The organism is Mycolicibacterium rutilum (genome assembly GCF_900108565.1).
GTDB lineage: Bacteria > Actinomycetota > Actinomycetes > Mycobacteriales > Mycobacteriaceae > Mycobacterium > Mycobacterium rutilum.
In genome coordinates this window covers 5,040,498-5,057,485 of record NZ_LT629971.1, presented here as the reverse complement: position 1 = coordinate 5,057,485, position 16,988 = coordinate 5,040,498, and the positions used below count along the sequence as shown (strand labels likewise).

Annotated in this window: 14 protein-coding genes; 7 read left to right on the top strand and 7 right to left on the bottom strand. The window is 68.6% G+C overall.

Annotation, left to right across the window (positions count from 1 at the left end; all coding sequences use genetic code 11):
* Positions 1-2: 2 nt before the first annotated feature.
* Complete coding sequence (locus tag BLW81_RS24640; protein WP_173839673.1) at positions 3-560, bottom strand: hypothetical protein; 558 nt, start codon at positions 558-560, stop codon at positions 3-5.
* A gap of 374 nt (positions 561-934) precedes the next feature.
* On the opposite strand from BLW81_RS24640, the gene BLW81_RS24635 reads away from it, so the two are divergent.
* The 6 genes from BLW81_RS24635 to BLW81_RS24610 are packed head-to-tail and all read left to right on the top strand — an operon-like array spanning position 935 to position 5,133.
* Entirely contained in the window at positions 935-1,243 is a 309-nt protein-coding gene (locus tag BLW81_RS24635; RefSeq protein ID WP_083409462.1) for a hypothetical protein, read from the top strand.
* Positions 1,244-1,285: 42 nt separating this feature from the next.
* Positions 1,286-1,630 carry a heme-binding protein gene (locus tag BLW81_RS24630; RefSeq protein WP_083409461.1) on the top strand — a complete coding sequence of 115 codons (345 nt, stop codon included), beginning with the start codon at positions 1,286-1,288 and terminating at the stop codon, positions 1,628-1,630.
* Positions 1,631-1,675: 45 nt separating this feature from the next.
* Positions 1,676-2,416, top strand: a complete 741-nt coding sequence (locus BLW81_RS24625; RefSeq protein WP_407662357.1) for an HAD-IIA family hydrolase — start codon at positions 1,676-1,678, stop codon at positions 2,414-2,416.
* Positions 2,413-3,078, top strand: a complete 666-nt coding sequence (locus tag BLW81_RS24620) for a hypothetical protein (protein ID WP_083409459.1) — start codon at positions 2,413-2,415, stop codon at positions 3,076-3,078. Before BLW81_RS24625 ends, BLW81_RS24620 begins: the two co-directional genes overlap by 4 nt.
* A gap of 31 nt (positions 3,079-3,109) precedes the next feature.
* Positions 3,110-4,330 (top strand): CoA transferase, encoded by a 1,221-nt coding sequence (locus BLW81_RS24615; RefSeq protein ID WP_083409458.1) that lies wholly within the window; start codon positions 3,110-3,112, stop codon positions 4,328-4,330.
* Positions 4,327-5,133 carry an acyl-CoA thioesterase gene (locus BLW81_RS24610; RefSeq protein WP_083409457.1) on the top strand — a complete coding sequence of 269 codons (807 nt, stop codon included), beginning with the start codon at positions 4,327-4,329 and terminating at the stop codon, positions 5,131-5,133. The genes BLW81_RS24615 and BLW81_RS24610 overlap by 4 nt, the downstream gene beginning before the upstream one ends.
* On the opposite strand, the gene BLW81_RS24605 is transcribed toward BLW81_RS24610, so the two are convergent.
* From BLW81_RS24605 to BLW81_RS24590, 4 genes are read right to left on the bottom strand one after another with little or no spacing between them, the layout of a single operon-like run.
* Positions 5,114-7,597, bottom strand: coding sequence for an AMP-binding protein (locus tag BLW81_RS24605; protein WP_083409456.1), 2,484 nt, complete (start codon positions 7,595-7,597; stop codon positions 5,114-5,116). The two genes, BLW81_RS24610 and BLW81_RS24605, sit on opposite strands and share 20 nt — an antisense overlap.
* Positions 7,594-8,643 carry an ABC transporter ATP-binding protein gene (locus tag BLW81_RS24600; protein WP_083409455.1) on the bottom strand — a complete coding sequence of 350 codons (1,050 nt, stop codon included), beginning with the start codon at positions 8,641-8,643 and terminating at the stop codon, positions 7,594-7,596. The genes BLW81_RS24605 and BLW81_RS24600 overlap by 4 nt, the downstream gene beginning before the upstream one ends.
* Complete coding sequence (locus BLW81_RS24595; RefSeq protein WP_083409454.1) at positions 8,640-10,217, bottom strand: ABC transporter permease; 1,578 nt, start codon at positions 10,215-10,217, stop codon at positions 8,640-8,642. Before BLW81_RS24595 ends, BLW81_RS24600 begins: the two co-directional genes overlap by 4 nt.
* On the bottom strand, positions 10,218-11,234 hold the full coding sequence (locus tag BLW81_RS24590) for an iron ABC transporter substrate-binding protein (protein ID WP_083409453.1): 1,017 nt from the start codon (positions 11,232-11,234) through the stop codon (positions 10,218-10,220).
* 224 nt (positions 11,235-11,458) lie between these two features.
* On the opposite strand from BLW81_RS24590, the gene BLW81_RS24585 reads away from it, so the two are divergent.
* Complete coding sequence (locus tag BLW81_RS24585; protein ID WP_235632086.1) at positions 11,459-11,827, top strand: heme-binding protein; 369 nt, start codon at positions 11,459-11,461, stop codon at positions 11,825-11,827.
* Positions 11,828-11,834: 7 nt separating this feature from the next.
* On the opposite strand, the gene BLW81_RS24580 is transcribed toward BLW81_RS24585, so the two are convergent.
* Positions 11,835-12,653 (bottom strand): DUF1206 domain-containing protein, encoded by an 819-nt coding sequence (locus tag BLW81_RS24580; protein ID WP_083409451.1) that lies wholly within the window; start codon positions 12,651-12,653, stop codon positions 11,835-11,837.
* Positions 12,654-12,705: 52 nt separating this feature from the next.
* A complete protein-coding gene (locus tag BLW81_RS24575) occupies positions 12,706-16,845 on the bottom strand; it encodes a cadherin-like domain-containing protein (protein WP_157897825.1) in 4,140 nt (1,379 codons plus the stop codon).
* Between the last annotated feature and the right edge of the window lie 143 nt (positions 16,846-16,988).

Below are 16,988 nucleotides of genomic sequence, written 5' to 3'. Positions count from 1 at the left end.
AGCTACTGCATCTGATCGAGCATGTCCGAGAAGGCTGCCTTCAACCGCAGCGCCTTCTTGATCTCGTCCGCCGTGACGTACGGGTACTCGCCGTACTCCAGGAAACTCGGGACATGATGTTCACGAACGAATTTCACGAACGCCTCCGGGTTTTCCCGCCAGTCCTCAGGGAAGCCCTCGAGGTTGGTGAACACCGTGGTGATACCGGTCTGGCTGAAGAGCCGCACGGCGTCCTCGGTGTACTTGTCGAAGTCGGTGTCGAAGATGCCTTGGTACTGGAAGTGCAATCCAGAGCCGACGTCGAACAGCACCCAGCGCAGGTAGTGCAGGCGAAGCGGGGCGAGCACGTCGGGACTGCCGGCGATGGCCTCCTCGATTTGCTTGCCGTAGGCCCGCACCGCTTCCTCGCGACCGTCCTTCACCTTGGCGATGATCGAGAATCCGTAACACGCCGGCGTCCTCGGAAAGACTGGGCCGTAACGGCCCCGCTCGAATTCGAGATAGCCCTCCTTCGGAATGGCCATCGCCGCTGGGCTCGTCCACTGATCGTTCGGCGCCATTGGACAACCCCCGTTCGGCCGCTGTATCCGGACAGTAACACCGCCTTCTGCGACGCGAACACCATTTCGTTTTCGGAATATCGATCGATCGTCGTCAAATGATCGGGCGGCAATTGTCGCGTGGCCGGCCGGTCTGAAATCGGACGCTTGTCCAGCTTTTTCGCAATTTCTTCGCACGCAATTTGTGCACTCAACAAACTCGGCGGTACGTAGTTCTGCTATCCAATCTGCGAATATCAGCGAACGCGCTTTTCTCGGAAACCGCGAATCCACGACGGCCTCTCGCTCGCGGGCTTACGCTGACCGAGTATCGGCCGGCGAATGGCGATCGATGATCCGCCGTACGCCACTCATTGTCGAGGAGGGAGGCGGCGATGAGAACGTCACATCGCTGCGTGTTGGCGGGCCTGTCCATCATCCTGGTGCCGGTCGGCGCGGTGGGCGCCCCCGTCGCGTCGGCGGACTGCACCGGCGCCGGCGCAGCGACTGTGTGCGCGCAGGGCACCGTTCGCGGCGGTGGGCCAGACGCCCCTCAGGCGGGCCCCGCGTATCCCGGCTACTGTCCCGACCCTTGGTACTGCAGCGACGACTGGGGACTCGACATCATCATCGACCCCGGGCCACCCGGCATCGACATCGGCAGGCCCGGCCGTCCCGGCGGTGGCGGTATCGGTCCCCGGTGATTCTTCGGCGTCCCCTGTCACATCGAAGCAAGGAGTCCAGATATGTTCTCGCGCAGAGTAATTGGAGCGATAGTAGTGGCCGGCGCGGCCTTGTTCGGCGCCGCGGGCACCGCAGCGGCCGATCCGCCGAACTGCACGGCCGCCGATCTGGCCGGTGTGATGGCCGGCGTGTCGGCGGGCACGTCGTCGTATCTGTTCACGCACCCGGACGTGAACGCGTTCTTCACGGGTCTGAAGGGCAAGCCGCGTGATCAGATGACCGCCGAGATTCAGGCCTACATGGACGCGAACCCCCGGGTCCGCGACGAGCTGCGCGCGGTTCGGCAGGCCGCCGCCGATTTCCGGGCGCGTTGCAACGTCGAGATGCCGGACATGCCGATGAACTGACAGACTGGTCCGGTGCGCGACACACCGAAGTGCTGGCTCACCGACATGGACGGCGTGCTCGTCCGCGAGGAACACGCACTGCCTGGCGCCGCTGACTTCCTGCAGCGCCTCGTCGAGCGTGAACGCCCTTTCCTCGTCCTGACCAACAACTCGATCTTCACGCCGCGTGACCTGTCGGCTCGGCTGCGCCGCTCCGGCCTGTCGGTGCCCGAGGAGGCGATCTGGACGTCGGCGCTGGCGACCGCGGCGTTCCTGGGCGATCAGCTGCCCGGCGGATCGGCCTATGTGATCGGCGAGGCCGGCCTGACCACCGCGCTGCACGAGGCGGGTTACACGATGACCGACATCGACCCCGATTTCGTCGTGCTCGGCGAGACCCGCACGTACTCGTTCGAGGCGATCACCAAGGCGATCCGCCTCATCCTCGGCGGCGCGCGGTTTATCGCGACGAATCCCGATGTGACCGGGCCGTCGGCGGAAGGGCCGCTGCCCGCGACCGGATCGGTGGCCGCGATGATCACCAAGGCCACCGGCCGCGAGCCCTACTTCGTCGGCAAGCCCAATCCGATGATGTTCCGCAGCGCGCTCAACCGCATCGAAGCCCACTCCGAGAGCACGGTCATGGTCGGTGACCGGATGGACACCGACGTCGTGGCCGGCATCGAGGCCGGCCTCGAGACGATCCTCGTGCTGACCGGATCGACCACCGTCGAGGACGTAGAGCGCTACCCGTTCCGGCCCAGCCGGGTGCTGCCGTCCATCGCCGAGGCCATCGAACTGGTGTGACAACCGTCGACCTGGCGCCCGAGGTGCTCGACGCGCTGCGCGCCATGGCCGACCACGGTGACCCGCCGCCCCGCTGCCGCAAGGGCGTGCTCCGCGCGGCGATCAGCGGCGCGGTGCGCGGGCTGGCCGACGACACCCTCGACTCCGCCGTCCGGCCCTGGGATCTGCAGGCGCTTCGGCAACGAGCAGCCGCTCTCGGTGAGATCGTTTCGGCGCGTGCGGTTTTCGTCGACGAGAGCGTGATGGTCGCCGAGCTGGCACCGAGCGGGGAGCGGATCGTGTTCCGCGGTGTGGACGACGGCTGGCGACTGGTGCGCTTCGCCGACGGCGCGGACTACCGTGTGCGGCCCGAGACCACCCGGCTCGTCGAGCTGCCCGGCTCGGACCCGGACGCGGTGCTGGCGGTGCTGGGCATCAGCAAGCCCGACGGCGTTGAACTCCGGTACTCGAGCGCGGACCTCGGCCAGGGCGAGACCGAGACGCGCTGGACCTACAGCTGGGTCGACGCCGCAGGCCGGTCGATCCTCGTCGAGGAGATCAAGGGCGAGATCTACGACGGTGCCACGCCGGCATGGCGGTCGCTGCGCGCCGTGATCATCGACGGCGACGGCGGCCTTCTCCTGTCGGGCCGTGACGGCACCGCCGTGATCACCGAGGGCTGAGCGCGCGACGCCGCTGCTTACACTGTGCCCGATGACCGAGACACCCCACCTCGCCCGCCCGCTGGCCGGTGTGCGCATCGTCGAGATCTCCAGCTTCGTCGCCGTGCCGCTCGCCGGCATGACCCTGACCCAGCTCGGAGCCGAGGTCACGCGCGTCGATCCGATCGGCGGGGCCGCCGACTACCGGCGCTGGCCGGTCACCGACGGTGGCGACAGCATCTACTGGGCCGGCCTGAACAAGGGCAAGCGCTCCACGGCCGCCGACATGCGCTCGCCGGAGGGGCAGGAACTCGTCCAGCGGCTGATCGCCGCCAGCGGCGTATTGATCACCAATGTGGCTGGACGGCAATGGCATTCGTATGACACGTTGCGTGAGATGCGCCCCGACCTGATCCATGTCGAGGTGTCCGGGCGCGCCGACGGCGGCACCGGGGTCGACTACACGGTCAACGCGGGCGTCGGCTTCCCGATGGTCACCGGACCCGCCGAACTCGCCACGCCGGTCAACCACGTGCTGCCCGCCTGGGACGTGGCCTGCGGAATCTACACCGCGCTGGCGGTGGTCACCGCGCTGCGGCACCGGGACGCGACGGGCGAGGGCCAACGGATCAGCATCCCGTTGGAGAACGTGGCGCTGGCCACCGCCGGCAACCTCGGCTTCTTCACCGAGGTGATGATCAACGGCACCGCCCGCGAACGCATCGGCAACTCGGTATACGGGCAGTACGGCCAGGACTTCGTCAGCAGCGACGGGGTCTCGTTCATGGTGGTCGCCCTGACCGGCAGGCATTTCGGTGACCTCGCCGAACTGACCGGCACGGCGAAAGCCGTTGCCGCGCTGGCCGACACACTCGGCGCGGATTTCACCGACGAAGGCCAGCGGTACGAGCACCGCGAGGCGTTGTCGGGTCTGTTCGGCGAGTGGTTCGCCACCCACACCGCAGACGAGATCGCCGCGGCGCTGGCCACCACCTCGGTGCTGTGGGAGCGCTACCGCACCTTCACCGAGACGGCGAGCGCCCCGAAGGTGACCGACAACCCGTTGTTCAGCGCGCTGGATCAACCGCGCATCGGGTCGTATCTCGCACCGGGGCTGCCGATCGCGTTCGACGGGGCGTACCCGCGCGCCGTCGCCGCCCCCGCCCTGGGCGATGACACCGCCGGCGTGCTGAGCGACTGGCTGGGGTTGTCCGGCGAACAGGTCGACCGGTTGGTGCAGTCGGGCACGGTGGCCACCGGACGGGCCGGATGAGCGCGCTGCTCACCCTGCTCGACGTGCGCCCCGGCGTCGACGCCGACCACTGGATCGGGCCGGCCAGCGGGCCGGCGGGCAAGCGGGCCTACGGCGGGCAGTTCATGGCGCAGAGCCTGGCCGCGGCGTGCCGCAGCGTCGACGCGGACCGGTTGCCCACCAACATGCACCTGCAGTTCCTGCGCGGGGGTGAGGCCGGCGACGACGTCGACTACGCCGTCACCCGGGTTTTCGACGGCCGCACCTCCTCCGCTCGGCGCGTCGAGTCCCGCCAGCAGGACCGGCTGCTGACCGCGGCGACGGTGTCGTTCGCGGTGCCCTTGCCCGGCCCGCAGCACGGGCAGCGGACGATGCCGCCGGAGTCGCTGCCGGAGTCGGTGCCGCAGACCGGGCCCGCCGGCCCGGCGCCGTCGATGCCGTTGGCGGAGCTCGACATCCGCATCGCCGACGACACCTCGTCGGGCGAGTTCGTGCGCCGGCTGTGGTGGCGCGCCACGATCACGCTTCCCGACGATCCGTTGGTGCACACGCTGGTGGCGGTGTACGTCTGCGACGTGTACATGATCGACCCGGCGCTGCAGGTGCACGGGCACTCGATGCAGGCGCGGACACACCGCAGCGGTACCACCGATTCGTCGATCTGGTTTCACCACCCCGTGCGCGCCGACGAGTGGAACCTGTTGGAGACCACGTCGCCCGCGGCTGCCCGCGGGCGGGGAGTCGTGACCGGCGCGCTGATCCGCTCCGACGGCGTCATCGCGGCGACGGTGGCGCAGGAAGGCCTTATCGCCGAGCGGGAGTGAGTTTCGCCGCCCTGACCGCGCCGCGGCGCGCCCGGAGCCGATGCCGGGCCATGGTCACCAGTTGGGTGATCAGGATGCCGACGGCCAGCGAGGCGAGCACCCCGATCAGCGGGTCGCCGGGGAACAGCGCGTACACCTGGTAGTGCACGAGATAGGTGTACAGCGACGCCTCGGCCAGCACACCGGCCGCCGCGGTCAGCGCCGCCGGGCAGCGCAGCGTCGGCAGCCAGATCACCAGCGCCAGCCCCACCAGCACGAGCAGTTCACGGGTGAGGCTGTCGAAGTAGCCCTGCAGCGCAACCGCCAGCACCACCGTCAGCAGCACCCGCTGCAGCGCCGTGGTGGCCTTGGCCGCCGCCCAGCCGATCGCGAAGAACCAGAACGCCAGCATGGTGAACCACGCGTCGCGGCCGAGCTCGAGGCCCAGCGCGTCGTAGCGCAACGCCAGACCGACGGCCAGGAACGCCATGGCGACGGCGAACGGACGTCGCCGCTCGGCGCGGTCCATCGCGGGCAGCCAGAACAGCACGGCCAGCGCGACCAGCGTCCACACCAGCACCTCGACGAACCACAGCCGGCCCGCGGTCATGCTGTCGTGCGGGCCGAGGATCTTGTTGCCCAACAACAGGTTCGTCCAGGTGTAGTCGTCGGTCAGCAGCAGCGCCAGCGCCACCCACAGGATCGACGGGACCGCGATCCAGCCGATGGTGTTGCGCAGATGGCGGACCCGTTTGGCGCGGGGCAGCGGCGTCAGGCAGAACCGTCCGAAGTTGTAGCCGGCGATGCCGAGCAGCAGGTGCGCGCCGCCCCACAGTTCGAACAGTTCGGCGTGCGAGCCGACGATCAACACGATCGCCGCCGCGCGAAGCGCCACACTGGTTTCCACCGTCGCGGCCCAGAACCGCCGCCGTCGCGCGGGTGTGGCCACCGCCTCCAGTTCCTGCAACGGCCGCTGCTGCCAGTCGGCGGGCAGCTGACCGATCGCCCGCTCCAGTCGCACCGACATCGCCACGTAGGTCAGCGAGTTACCGCCGAGGTCGACGAAGCTCGCGTCGGGGTCCACATCGGCCGGGTCGAGTTGGAGCACGTCGGCGAACAATTCACGCAGCGTGCCCGCCGACGGCAGGCCGTGCTCCTGGGCGAGCTCGCGCACCGCGGGGTAGTCCGGCTTGCCCGACGGCAGCAGCGGCAGCTCGTCGACGATGACGGCCCGCACCGCGGATGCCGGCACGCCCGCGGCCTCGGCTGCGATCCGCTGCACGACGCCGGCGTCCCGGCCGGTCCTGGCGGCCACGATCAGGCGGTCGTCATCATCGGCGCAGAACGCGCTGATGCCGGCGGCGCTCAGCGCCGACTCGACGCGCTGCAGGTCGATGCGCAGCCCGTACATCTTGACGAATCTGCTGGTGCGACCGACGATTTCGTAGAGACCATCCGGGGCGCGGCGGGCCAGGTCCCCGGTGTGCAAAGCGTCGACGGTCTTGCCGAGCGCGAGGTCGGCGGGTCCGCGGGCGTATCCCAGCATCACGTTCGGCCCGTGGTACACCAGTTCGCCGATGGTGTCGCCGTCCGGGGCTTCGACGCTGAACGAGCCGCCGGGTATGGGAGTGCCGATCGCGTCCGGCCGTGACAGCGCCAATTCCGGTGCCAGATAAGCCATCCGGGCGGTCGCCTCGGTGGCGCCGTACATGACGAACAGTTGCCACCCGCCGGTCTGGGCGTGCTCGGCGAACCGGTGCACGCGCTCGGGGGGCATCCGTCCGCCCGCCTGGGTGACATAACGCAGGTCGGGGAGGTCCATCGTGTCGAACGAGATCCGCTCGAGCAGTTCGAAGGTGTAGGGCACACCGGCGAAGGAGGTGCCGCGGTGACGGCGGAACGTCTCCCAGAACCGCTCGTCGGTGACCGAGCGGTCGGTCAGGATCAACCCGGCGCCGCGGGCGAGGTGGCTGTTGATGACCGAGAGCCCGTAGCAGTACGACATCGGCAGTGTCGTTGCCGCGATGTCGGTTTCGTCGATGTGGAGGTAGTCGGCGATGGCCTGGGCGTTCGAGATCAGGTTCGTGGGGGACAGCCGCACCAGCTTTGGCGAACCGGTGCTGCCCGAGGTGGACAGCAGCATCGCCAGGTCGTCGTGCAGTCGGTGACCGGCGCTCGTGCGGCGGTGCTGGACGTCGCCGTCGCTGACGACGACGTCGGGATCGTAGGTCTGCAGCACCGCGGTGTGGTCGCGCCCGGCCGGTACCGGCAGCACGACGTGGCGGCCGGCGAGGGCGCCGAGATAGTGCACCAGGGTGGCGATGTCGTTGCGGGTCTCCAACAGCACCAGGCGGCGGTCGCGGCCCAGCGACGAGGCCGCGGCCTCGACGCGGTCGGCGAGGTCGCGGTAGCACAGCTGCTGCGAGTCGGTGTGGATCGCAACGTTTTCCCCGTAGGTGCGGAGATGCTCGACCAACCGGCTCATGGCAACGCGACCCCGCTGCCCGCCACGTCGATGTGCACCTTGGCGTCGACGGGGGGCGGGTTGAGGCTGTGCTGGCGCACGATGATCGGGCCGGTGTCGCCGCCGGGGTCGACGGTGAGCAACACGTCGTGGCCGAGGAATTCGACGGCCAGCACCGTGGCGATGCCGTCGTGACGCTCGGTGTCGGTGACCACGGTCGCCACGAGTTGTTCGGGACGCAGCAGCAGCGTCGCCGGGCCGGACAGCCCGGAGCCGTCGGCCACGGGGATCCGGCCCAACGCGCACTCGGCGGTGTCGCCGTCGACCGTGCAGGGCAGCGAAATACAGTCACCGAGGAACGCCGCGGTGAAGTGGTCGCTGGGGCGGCGGTACACCTGCTGCGGCGGGCCGACCTGGGTGAAGCGTCCGTCGCGCATGACCGCCACCTGATCGGCGATCGACAGCGCCTCCTCCTGGTCGTGGGTGACCAGCAGCGTCGTCACCTCGGCCTCGATCAGCAGGCGTGCCACCGCTTTTCGGGTCGACGCGCGCAACCCGGTGTCGAGGGCGCTGAACGGTTCGTCGAGCAGCATCACGACCGGCTTGCGCGCCAGCGCCCGGGCCAATGCCACCCGCTGCTGCTGGCCGCCGGACAACTGGTGCGGGCGGCGCGCGGCGTAGGAGGGATCCAGTGAGACGGTCTCGAGCAGTTCGGCGACGCGGGCCCGGACCTCGGCGCGTCGCGCCGAGCCGGGCAGTCCGTAGGCGATGTTCTGCCCGACGGTCAGGTGGGGGAACAGCGCGCCGTCCTGGGCGACGTAGCCGACCGCGCGCCGGTGCGGGGCCACCGAGCCGGTGGGACCGGCCACCTGCCGCCCGGCGATCGTCACCGTTCCGGCGTCGGGGGTTTCGAAGCCGGCGATCAACCGCAACAGTGTGGTCTTGCCGCAGCCCGATGCGCCCACCACCGCGGTGATGGTGCCGGGGGGCAGGTCGAGGTCGATGTGGTCGAGCACGGTGTGGCCGTTGAAGGCCTTGGCCAGTTGTCGGGTCTGCAGGATGCTCACAGCGCCGCCGCCTTCGTCGACTGTCGGTACAGCAGCAGCGTGACCGGGATGGCCAGCAGCACCAGCACCAGTGCATACGGTGCCGCGGCCGCGTAGTCCAGTTCGCTCGAGTACGACCAGAACAGCATCGACAGCGTGCGGGTGCCGGTCGGGGCCAGCAGCAGGGTCGCGGTCAATTCGGTTGCGACCGCGACGAACACGAGCGAGGCGCCGGCCGCCGCGGCGGGCGCGGTGAGCCGCAGCGTCACCCGCAGGAACGTGGCCGTCGGTGAGCGGCCCAGCGAGCGCGACGCCTCCTCGAGCCCGGCCGGTACCTGGGCGAGCCCGGCGCGGACGTTGACCAGCGCGCGCGGCATGAACAGCAGCACGTAGGCGAAGACGATCAGCGGCACGCTCTGGTAGAGCGGCCGAGCGAAGTGGATGGTGACGGTCACCAGCGCCAGCGCGGTGACGATGCCGGGCAGCGAGCTGGTGACGTAGTTGGCGCCCTCCACGGCGCGGGCCAGAAAACCGCTGGAGCGCACGGCGACCCATGCTACGGGGAACGCCAGCACCGTTGTCAGCACCGCGGCCGCGGTGGCCAGGCCGATGGTCTGGCCGAGCGCGGTGAGGATCTCGTCGACCAGCCAAACCTGCGCGCCGCCGCGCCACAGCCACCGCATGATGGTGCCGACCGGAACGCCGATGGCCAGCACGGCCAGGGCGGTCAGCGCGGCCACCGCCGGAAAGCGGCTCGCCCGCAGATGAATCGGAGTGACCGCGCGGGGTGCGCCCGCACCGATCCTGGCGAAGCGGGCACTGCCGCGGGCGGCCGCCTCACCGATCAGCAGGGCCAGGCACAGCACGACGAGGACCCCGGCCAGCATGCTGCCCGCGGCCCCGTCGAAGGTCACCTGGAACTGCTGGAAGATCGCGACGGTGAAGGTGTCGAACCGCAGCATCGCGAACGCGCCGAACTCGGCGAGCAGGTGCACGCCGACCAGCAGTGCGCCGCCCAGGATCGCCAAGCGCAGCTGCGGGAGCACGACGCGGAAGAACACCGCGGCCGAGCCGGACCCCAGCGTGCGCGCCGACTCCTCGACGGCAGGGTCCAGCCGGCGCATCGTGGCCGCGACGGGCAGGTACATGAACGGAAAGTAAGACAGCGTGGTGACGAGCACGCCCGCCCACAGCCCGTGCAGCGAGGGCAGCACCCCGATCCAGGCGTAGCTGTTGACGAACGCCGGGACCGCCAGCGGCGCAACGAACAGCGGCCGCCACACTGCGCGGCCCGGCAGGTCGGTGCGCTCCACCAGCCAGGCCACCGCGACGCCGAGAACCACGCACAGCGGCACCGTGATGACGACGAGTGCCAGGGTGTTGACGAGCAGTTCGCCGACACGCGGGCGCACGATCAGTTCGTACGCGCGGGCCCATCCGACCGATACCGCCGCCCACGCCACGTAACCGAGCGGAATGCAGGTCGCGGCGACCAAAATCCCGACCGTCACCGAGACCAGCGGGCCCGGCCGGGCCGTCCGCTCCGACCGCGGAGGCGGTGCCGCGGGACGGGGAGCGGGGGGAGCGGCGACCACCTACAGCAAGCCAGCCTTCGTCATCAGATCGGTGACCTGCTGCGCGTTGAGGTTCGACGGATCGACCGCGGGGGCGTCGAGCGTATCCAGTGGTGGCAGAGCAGGATTGGCGGGCACACCGCTGGCGACGGGGTACTCGAACGAGGTGCCTTTCTCCAGCACCTCCTGGCCGGCCTTGCCGGTGATGAAGGTCAGGAACTGCTGCGCCTGGTCCTTCTTGTCGCTGGAGGCCAGCACACCGCCGCCGGACAGGCTGACGAACGCGCCCGGGTCTTGGTTCTTGAAGTAGTGCAGCGCCGTATTGCCGCTGATCTCCTTGGTTTTCGACTGATCGCGGAACCAGTAGTAGTGGTAGATCACACCGCCGTCGACCTCACCGGCGTTGACCGCCTTGAGGGTGGCGATGTTGTCGCTGTAGAGCTTGGCGTTGGCCTTCATCGCGCCCAGCCACTGCGCAGTCGCGGGCTCGCCCTCCAGCTGCAGCAGCGCCGAGACGATGGCCTGGAAGTCGGCCTTGGTCGGCGGCGCGCCCCACCGGCCCTTCCACTGCGGCTGCTGCAGATCGAGCAGCGACTTAGGCAGCTGGTCGGGCTGCAGGCGGGAGGTGTTGTAGACGAACACGGTGCTGCGCGCGGCGACCCCGGTCCACTTGCCGGTCGGCGGGCGGTACTGGGCGGGGACCTGGTCGAGCGTCGCGGCGTCGAGATCGGCGAACAGGCCCGCACGCTCGACGGCGGCCATCGCCGGAGAGTTCTCGGTCAGGAACACGTCGGCCGGTGACGCCTCGCCCTCGGCGACGAGCTGGTTGCCGAGTTCGGTGTCGCCGCCCTGCCGGTAGGTCACCTTGATGCCGGTTTCCTTGGTGAAGGCGTCGATCCACTCCTTGGTCAGCGATTCGTGCTGGGCGTTGTAGATCAGGAGTTCGTCGCTGTCGTCGGAGCCCGAGCAGGCGGTGGCACCGGCCACCACGGCAAGAGTCGACACTAGAGCGGCGATCCGCTTCCACCGTGGTCGCATACCGGTCCTTTCGGCGTTTGTGCAGTTCAAACGGTGTTCATTAGCTGAGGTTTACCTAAAGAAGATACCCCTTCTCCGCACCGGCCCGGTTTGCGGTGCGCATTCCCGGCGGCGGTTAACCCTTCGTGACCATTTCGGCACAACGCTGCTGGTACCGGCGGTGGGGCGGTACGTTGACCCGATCCGGGGGCGGCCGGCCCGCGGCGACATCGAGGACGGGACGGATGAGAACAACGATGCGGTCGGCGGTGCTGGGTGCGGTGGCGGTGGGGGCGTGGGTGGTCGTGGCCGCTCCGACCGCGACGGCGGCGCCGTGCACGGCGAGCGGTCTGGCGACGACCGCGAGCGGTGTGCTCGCAGAAGCCGGTGGCTACCTCGAGGCGCATCCCGGTGCCAACGACGTGTTGACCGCCGCCGCCACGCAGCCGGCGGATCAGGCGCGGAACAATGTGCGGGCCTACTTCACCGCCCATCCGGGCGAGTACCTCGATCTGCGCCGCATCGCCGGCCCGCTCAGCGATATGCGTAATCAGTGCGGAATCTCGGTCAGCCCAGTGCAACTCGCGACACTGCTCGAGACGATGGGGTCATAGTCCGCGCTCACATCCGGCCGTGCCGGGCGCGCACGAAGCTGTACGCACCGAACGCGGCGATGCCCACCGCGGCGAGGATCAGCAGGAACTTGCCGAACGGCGCCTGCCCGAGGGTCTTGACCGCCGCGTCGATCCCGGTCGCCTTGGCGGGATCGGCCTGCAGGGTCGCGACGATGACCAGCAGGCCCGCACCGGCGAGTACCAGGCCCTTTGCGGCGTAGCCGGCGACGCCGACGGCGGTGACCCCGGTGCCGCCCCGGACCCGCAGATCTTTGAAGAACTTCTTCGTCACGCCCTTGTAGACGTGGTAGCCGCCGACGGCCAGCAGGCCGAGACCGACCGCGATCAGCACCGCCTTACCCCACCCGGACTGCATCATCTGAGCGCTCAGGCCGGCGTTCTGCTGGCTGCTCTGCTGCCCGCTGCCCATGGCGTAACGCACCGCCGACACCGCGATCGCGAAGTTGACGATCGCCAACCCGACCGACTTGGCGCGTTTCCACGCCGGGGTGTCGTCGCCGTGGCGGCCGGCGCCCTCGCCGGGCTTGGCGCCGATGATCGCCTCGGCGATCCGCCACAACCCGAGCGCCAACAGGCCGACGGCGACCACCCACAGCAGCACCGCGCCACCGGTCTGCTGCGCCAGCGTGGCCAGCGCGCCGGACTGGTCCGCGTTGCCGGATGCGCCGAACGCGATCCGCAGGATCAGATATCCGACGAGCAGGTGCAGCACGCCGCTGACGGCGAAACCCGCTCGCGCGGTGTACTCGAAGGCATCGCTGTCGGTCGCGCGGTCGGCGACCCCGGTAAACGACTTGTCGGCCATGCCGGCGTGTACCCCGATTTTGACGACGACGAAACCGAGGCGGGGATCTCCTCTAGGTGGCCGTCACGTTGCCGTCGATGTCGAGCACGTACACGTGGGACACGGGTGTGTCTGCCTCGTCCCGTGTGCTCATCACCGCGATCGCGCGGTCACCGTTGTTGCCCAGCGACGCGGCCCAGTGGGTGAACGTGCTGTCGATCACCAGCGGGTCACCCACCACGGCTCCGGTCGACATGTCGATGAGCGTGAACGTGGTCGGCCCGCTGTATCGCGTGAAAACGGTGCCGACCGGTCCACGTGTCTCCTTGCCGGGTTGGGTCACGGCGACGATGTGTGAGCCGTCGGCGGTGTACAGCACGGTGTGCAACGCACTGTCGAAGGTGGTCGGGCCGCCGATCACGGTCGCGGTCCGGGTGTCGATCACCGCGAGTGTGGTGCGCTTCTCGAAGGCCGCGTCGGTGGATTCGGTGACCTGCAGCAGATGGTTGTCGTCGGCCGAGGGAAGTACGTAGGTCGTGGGCCGGCCCTCGACGTCGACGAATCCGATCTGCGCGCCTGTCAGTCGATCGACGATGGTCGTTCGGGTGACGGCGGCCCCGTCGGACCCGGTCATCACCGTGGTCAGGTACACGTTGCGGTCCCCGACGACAACATCCCGGCCAGGGTGCTGACCGAATTCCGTCGGGACTCGTCCGTCGGCCGTGACTGGGCCGGCCTGCCAAGGAGCACCCGTGGCGAGATCGATGGCTACGAGGTGCGTTGCCACACCCTCCCCGCCGGGGTAGTCACCCGACGTGGTCAGCACGTACATCGTCGTCTGGTCCGCGTTGTACCAGTACCTCTGCATGGTGCCCGGGAGTACGACCGGTACATCGTGTTGTCCGGCCCCGCCCACGACCACCACGGTTTCGATGGTCGACCGGTCCGGCGACTCGATGGTTTGAAGGATCAGGATCGGTCGACCATCCGGCGCGGTCACCACTTGCCCGGCCACGAGCGTGGTCGAGGTCACCGGACCCTCTGCGAGCAGGCCAGACTCGGTGTCGATGGCAGCGAAGCGTTCGGAAACCCACGGACTGTCGTCACTCGTGTGCCAGATGAGGTTCAGACGACTCCCGTCCTCGCTGAACGACGTCGTTGTGGTCGGCCCGTCCATGGTGACGGGTGTGCCCAGTATCCGCCCGGTGTCGGCGTCGACAACCGCAACCGTGGTGGCGCGAACGGTCGACCAATAGCCTTCCTCCCGTTTGGCGAAGACGTAGATGCGATCGTCCGTTTCGATCAGGCTGGTCTCGCCGGACCCGGCGAAGAAGGTGAAGGAATCAAGCCGCTCCCCACTGGCGGTGTCGATCACGGTGATCGTCGATTCGTCGCGATCGAGTGCATCGTCGGCGTAGGCAATGCTACGGACGAAGTCATACCGTCCGTCGGAACTCGTCACGATGCTGAAAATGCCGTTGCCGTCTACGGTGAACGAATCACCAAGGGCCGCAAGGGATAAGGCGTCGAAAACGCGGATACTCGTGGTGTCGTTCTCTTGACGCTCGACGTAGATACGTTTGCCGTCGTCGGTGGTCGACCACCCGAAGTCGGCAGCGCCGGCGTCGATCTGCTGGCCCAACTGCTGCCCGGTCGCCGTGTCGTAGATCTCGATGGAACCGGCGTCGGCGGCGTAGTCACGCACCAAAAAGTACACTCGGGTGCCGTCCTCGCTCGGCACCGCGTAGGCGTCGATGACGGAGTGCTTCTCGAGAACCGTTGCCCCGGTCGAAGTGTCGAATACGTACAGCGACGTCTGTAGACCCGACCCGGTCACTATGGCCCGGCTGCCGTCGGCGCTGAACACCACATTGGTGAGGTGGTAGTCGGTGAACTGGACCGGCGCGCCGAGCACTTGACCGGTGGCGGTGTCGACGACCCGGAAATCGAGGTTGGTGAACCCGCTCCCGCTCTCGGTCGCGATGAGATAGGCCCGGGTAGCGTCCTCGTTGAATCGGATGTCGGAGACTGGCGCAGTCATCTCGATCGTGTCGCCCAGCGTCGTGCCGGCGTCGGCATCGATAACGGTAACAAAAATCGGATCGCCGAACTGCGGACCGCTCATCAAGAGAACGCTGCCACCGTCGTCGGGGAGGGCAACGTAAGAGATACTGCCCTGCACCGAGACCGGGGCCCCAATCAAGCTGCCGGTCTCGAGGTTCACAAGCCTGACGGTGTTCGACGTGTCGCTCCAAGATGGTTCGTAGGCAACGGCTCTCGTGCCATCCGCGCTGACCTTGAGTTGAACCGCCCGGCCCGCCAGCGTCATCTGTGACCCGACCAGCGCTCCCGTCGCCGGGTCGATCACCGCGAGAACACTGGTACCGCGGGACTCGCTGTACGCGTACGAAAACACGCGGTCGCCGGCTGCCGTGTGCTGCACCCATTGGTGGTTGCCGTCGAGCGTTATCGGCTCCCCGAGCAATGCTCCGGTTGTGGTGTCGACGACGGTTATCGCGGTGGTGTCGTTATCGCTGTCGTACTTGGCGACGAAAACCCGAGTCTCGAAATCCGACAATTGGTATGTCGGCGCGTAGCCGGGTGCCGGCGCGGTCAGCACTTCCCCGGTCCTCGTGTCCACGATCGCAAAGCTGCTCTGCGCCTCGAGGGGCGAATCGCGGAAGAAAAGGAATGCACGCGTGGCGTCGCTGCTGTGGTGCACGACCAGCCACCCCGTCTCGGTCACCGGCTCACCCAGGACGGCTCCGCTGCCCATGTCGATGACGACGAAGCTCGAGGTGTTCCCAACCGAATCGCTGATCGTCAACAGTCGGCGGTCGTCGCCGCTGTAGTGCGTGGACTCGTAATCGCCGGCGAAGACCCGCGGATCGCCGATCAGGGCGCCGGTTTCGAGGTCGACCAACGTCAACGTAGTCGTGTACGCCCCGGTGGCCTCGTCGTATGTGCGCGTTTGCGTCAGCGCGCGTGTGCCATCCGTCGTGGTGACGATCTGCACGTCGCCGCCGGCCCCGGACGGTCCGGAGATGATCTGTGGGCCAGTGGCGGCGGCGCCGACGGTGACCGTGATCGAGTCGGTGGTGGAGTGGGTGTGGCCGAGGCGGTGGATATGAAAACCGGCCGCGTCCGACGCGCTGATGGTGAAGCTGTCGGCACCGCTGTAGCCGGCGTCGGGGGTGTAGGTCCACGTGCCGGCGACAGCGTTGATGGTGACCTCGCCGTGGGCGGGCGCGCCCGGTCCGGTGGTGGGCACGCTGTAGGCCAGCGCGTCACCGTCAGGGTCGAAACCGCCCAGGGTCCCGTGAATTTGGCGATCGTCCGCGTCCTGCTGGCCGGTCGTCTGCAGGTTCAGCGTCGGGGTGGAGTTGGCGTACGCCTGGTTGTACTGGCGGCGCACCGACTCGACCAGGCCCCACAACAGCGAGTTGTACAGGGGGCCGGTGGGTCCGAAGACCGGCGCCAGGAATGTGTTCACGATTGCGTTGAGCACACCGCTGATGAAGGTGCCGCCGAGCGCGAGAACAGCCTCAATCGGGTCGACCGGGTCGGGCGCCGGAGCGATGGCGTTGGGGAGCAGGCGAGCGACGTTCGCCGCCATGGTGTCCGGTGACTCGGTGGGCGCGCTGTTCGTCACGCGCAGCAGGACTCCGTCAGCGTCGGTGTCCTCGGCGGCGGGCTGCTTCGTTGCCGTCGGACTGTTGGCCGGCGGCAGATCGCCGACGCTCGAGTCCGGGGCGTTGGTGGGCGCGGCCGAGGTGGGGGCTGGCGCGGCGGTCGCGGCGGGCGATTGCGCCGTCGGCGTCGGTGCGGCTGGCGTCGTGGGTTCGGGCGTCGTGGGCTCTGGCGTCTGCTCGGCAGAGGTGGGTTCCGACATGTCGACGGTCGATCCGCTGATCGTGACTTCCGGGGTACCGTCGCCGCCGAACACCGTGGTGCTGCGACCGGCCTCGGTCGTTGTTGTCGAAGTGGTCGCTGATGTTGAGGTGGTCGGGCCGACGTTGCCGTCGGCGGTCGCGTCGCTGCCCTCGGCGGTGGGTTCGGTGGCGGCCGGTTGCGCCGCGGCTGGTCCGGCGTCGGACGTGCCTTCGCCCGTCTCCTCGGCCCATGCCACGCCGGGGGTGGTGGCGACCGCCATCCCCACGCCCAACGCGACGGCTAACGCCCCGACACGGCCGACATAGCGCGCATATCCCACGGAACCGAGCCCTCCTTGCCCCTGACGGGGTCTCAGCAAATGTCAGGCAAGCCTCCTCGAATTTGCGATGTGAAGAATCAGGGGTTTCCCTACAGTTGACCCTCTCGTTGCGGCGTTTCGCGTGGCCGAAGGGGAGATCTCTC

Bases quoted from the DNA above. Each gene is read 5' to 3' on its own strand.
- BLW81_RS24610 (WP_083409457.1), top strand. From the start codon at position 4,327: ATGAGCGCGCTGCTCACCCTGCTCGACGTGCGCCCCGGCGTCGACGCC.
- BLW81_RS24630 (WP_083409461.1), top strand. From the start codon at position 1,286: ATGTTCTCGCGCAGAGTAATTGGAGCGATAGTAGTGGCCGGCGCGGCC.
- BLW81_RS24580 (WP_083409451.1), bottom strand. From the start codon at position 12,653: ATGGCCGACAAGTCGTTTACCGGGGTCGCCGACCGCGCGACCGACAGC.
- BLW81_RS24635 (WP_083409462.1), top strand. From the start codon at position 935: ATGAGAACGTCACATCGCTGCGTGTTGGCGGGCCTGTCCATCATCCTG.
- BLW81_RS24625 (WP_407662357.1), top strand. From the start codon at position 1,676: ATGGACGGCGTGCTCGTCCGCGAGGAACACGCACTGCCTGGCGCCGCT.
- BLW81_RS24640 (WP_173839673.1), bottom strand. From the start codon at position 560: ATGGCGCCGAACGATCAGTGGACGAGCCCAGCGGCGATGGCCATTCCG.
- BLW81_RS24590 (WP_083409453.1), bottom strand. From the start codon at position 11,234: ATGCGACCACGGTGGAAGCGGATCGCCGCTCTAGTGTCGACTCTTGCC.
- BLW81_RS24585 (WP_235632086.1), top strand. From the start codon at position 11,459: ATGAGAACAACGATGCGGTCGGCGGTGCTGGGTGCGGTGGCGGTGGGG.
- BLW81_RS24615 (WP_083409458.1), top strand. From the start codon at position 3,110: ATGACCGAGACACCCCACCTCGCCCGCCCGCTGGCCGGTGTGCGCATC.
- BLW81_RS24605 (WP_083409456.1), bottom strand. From the start codon at position 7,597: ATGAGCCGGTTGGTCGAGCATCTCCGCACCTACGGGGAAAACGTTGCG.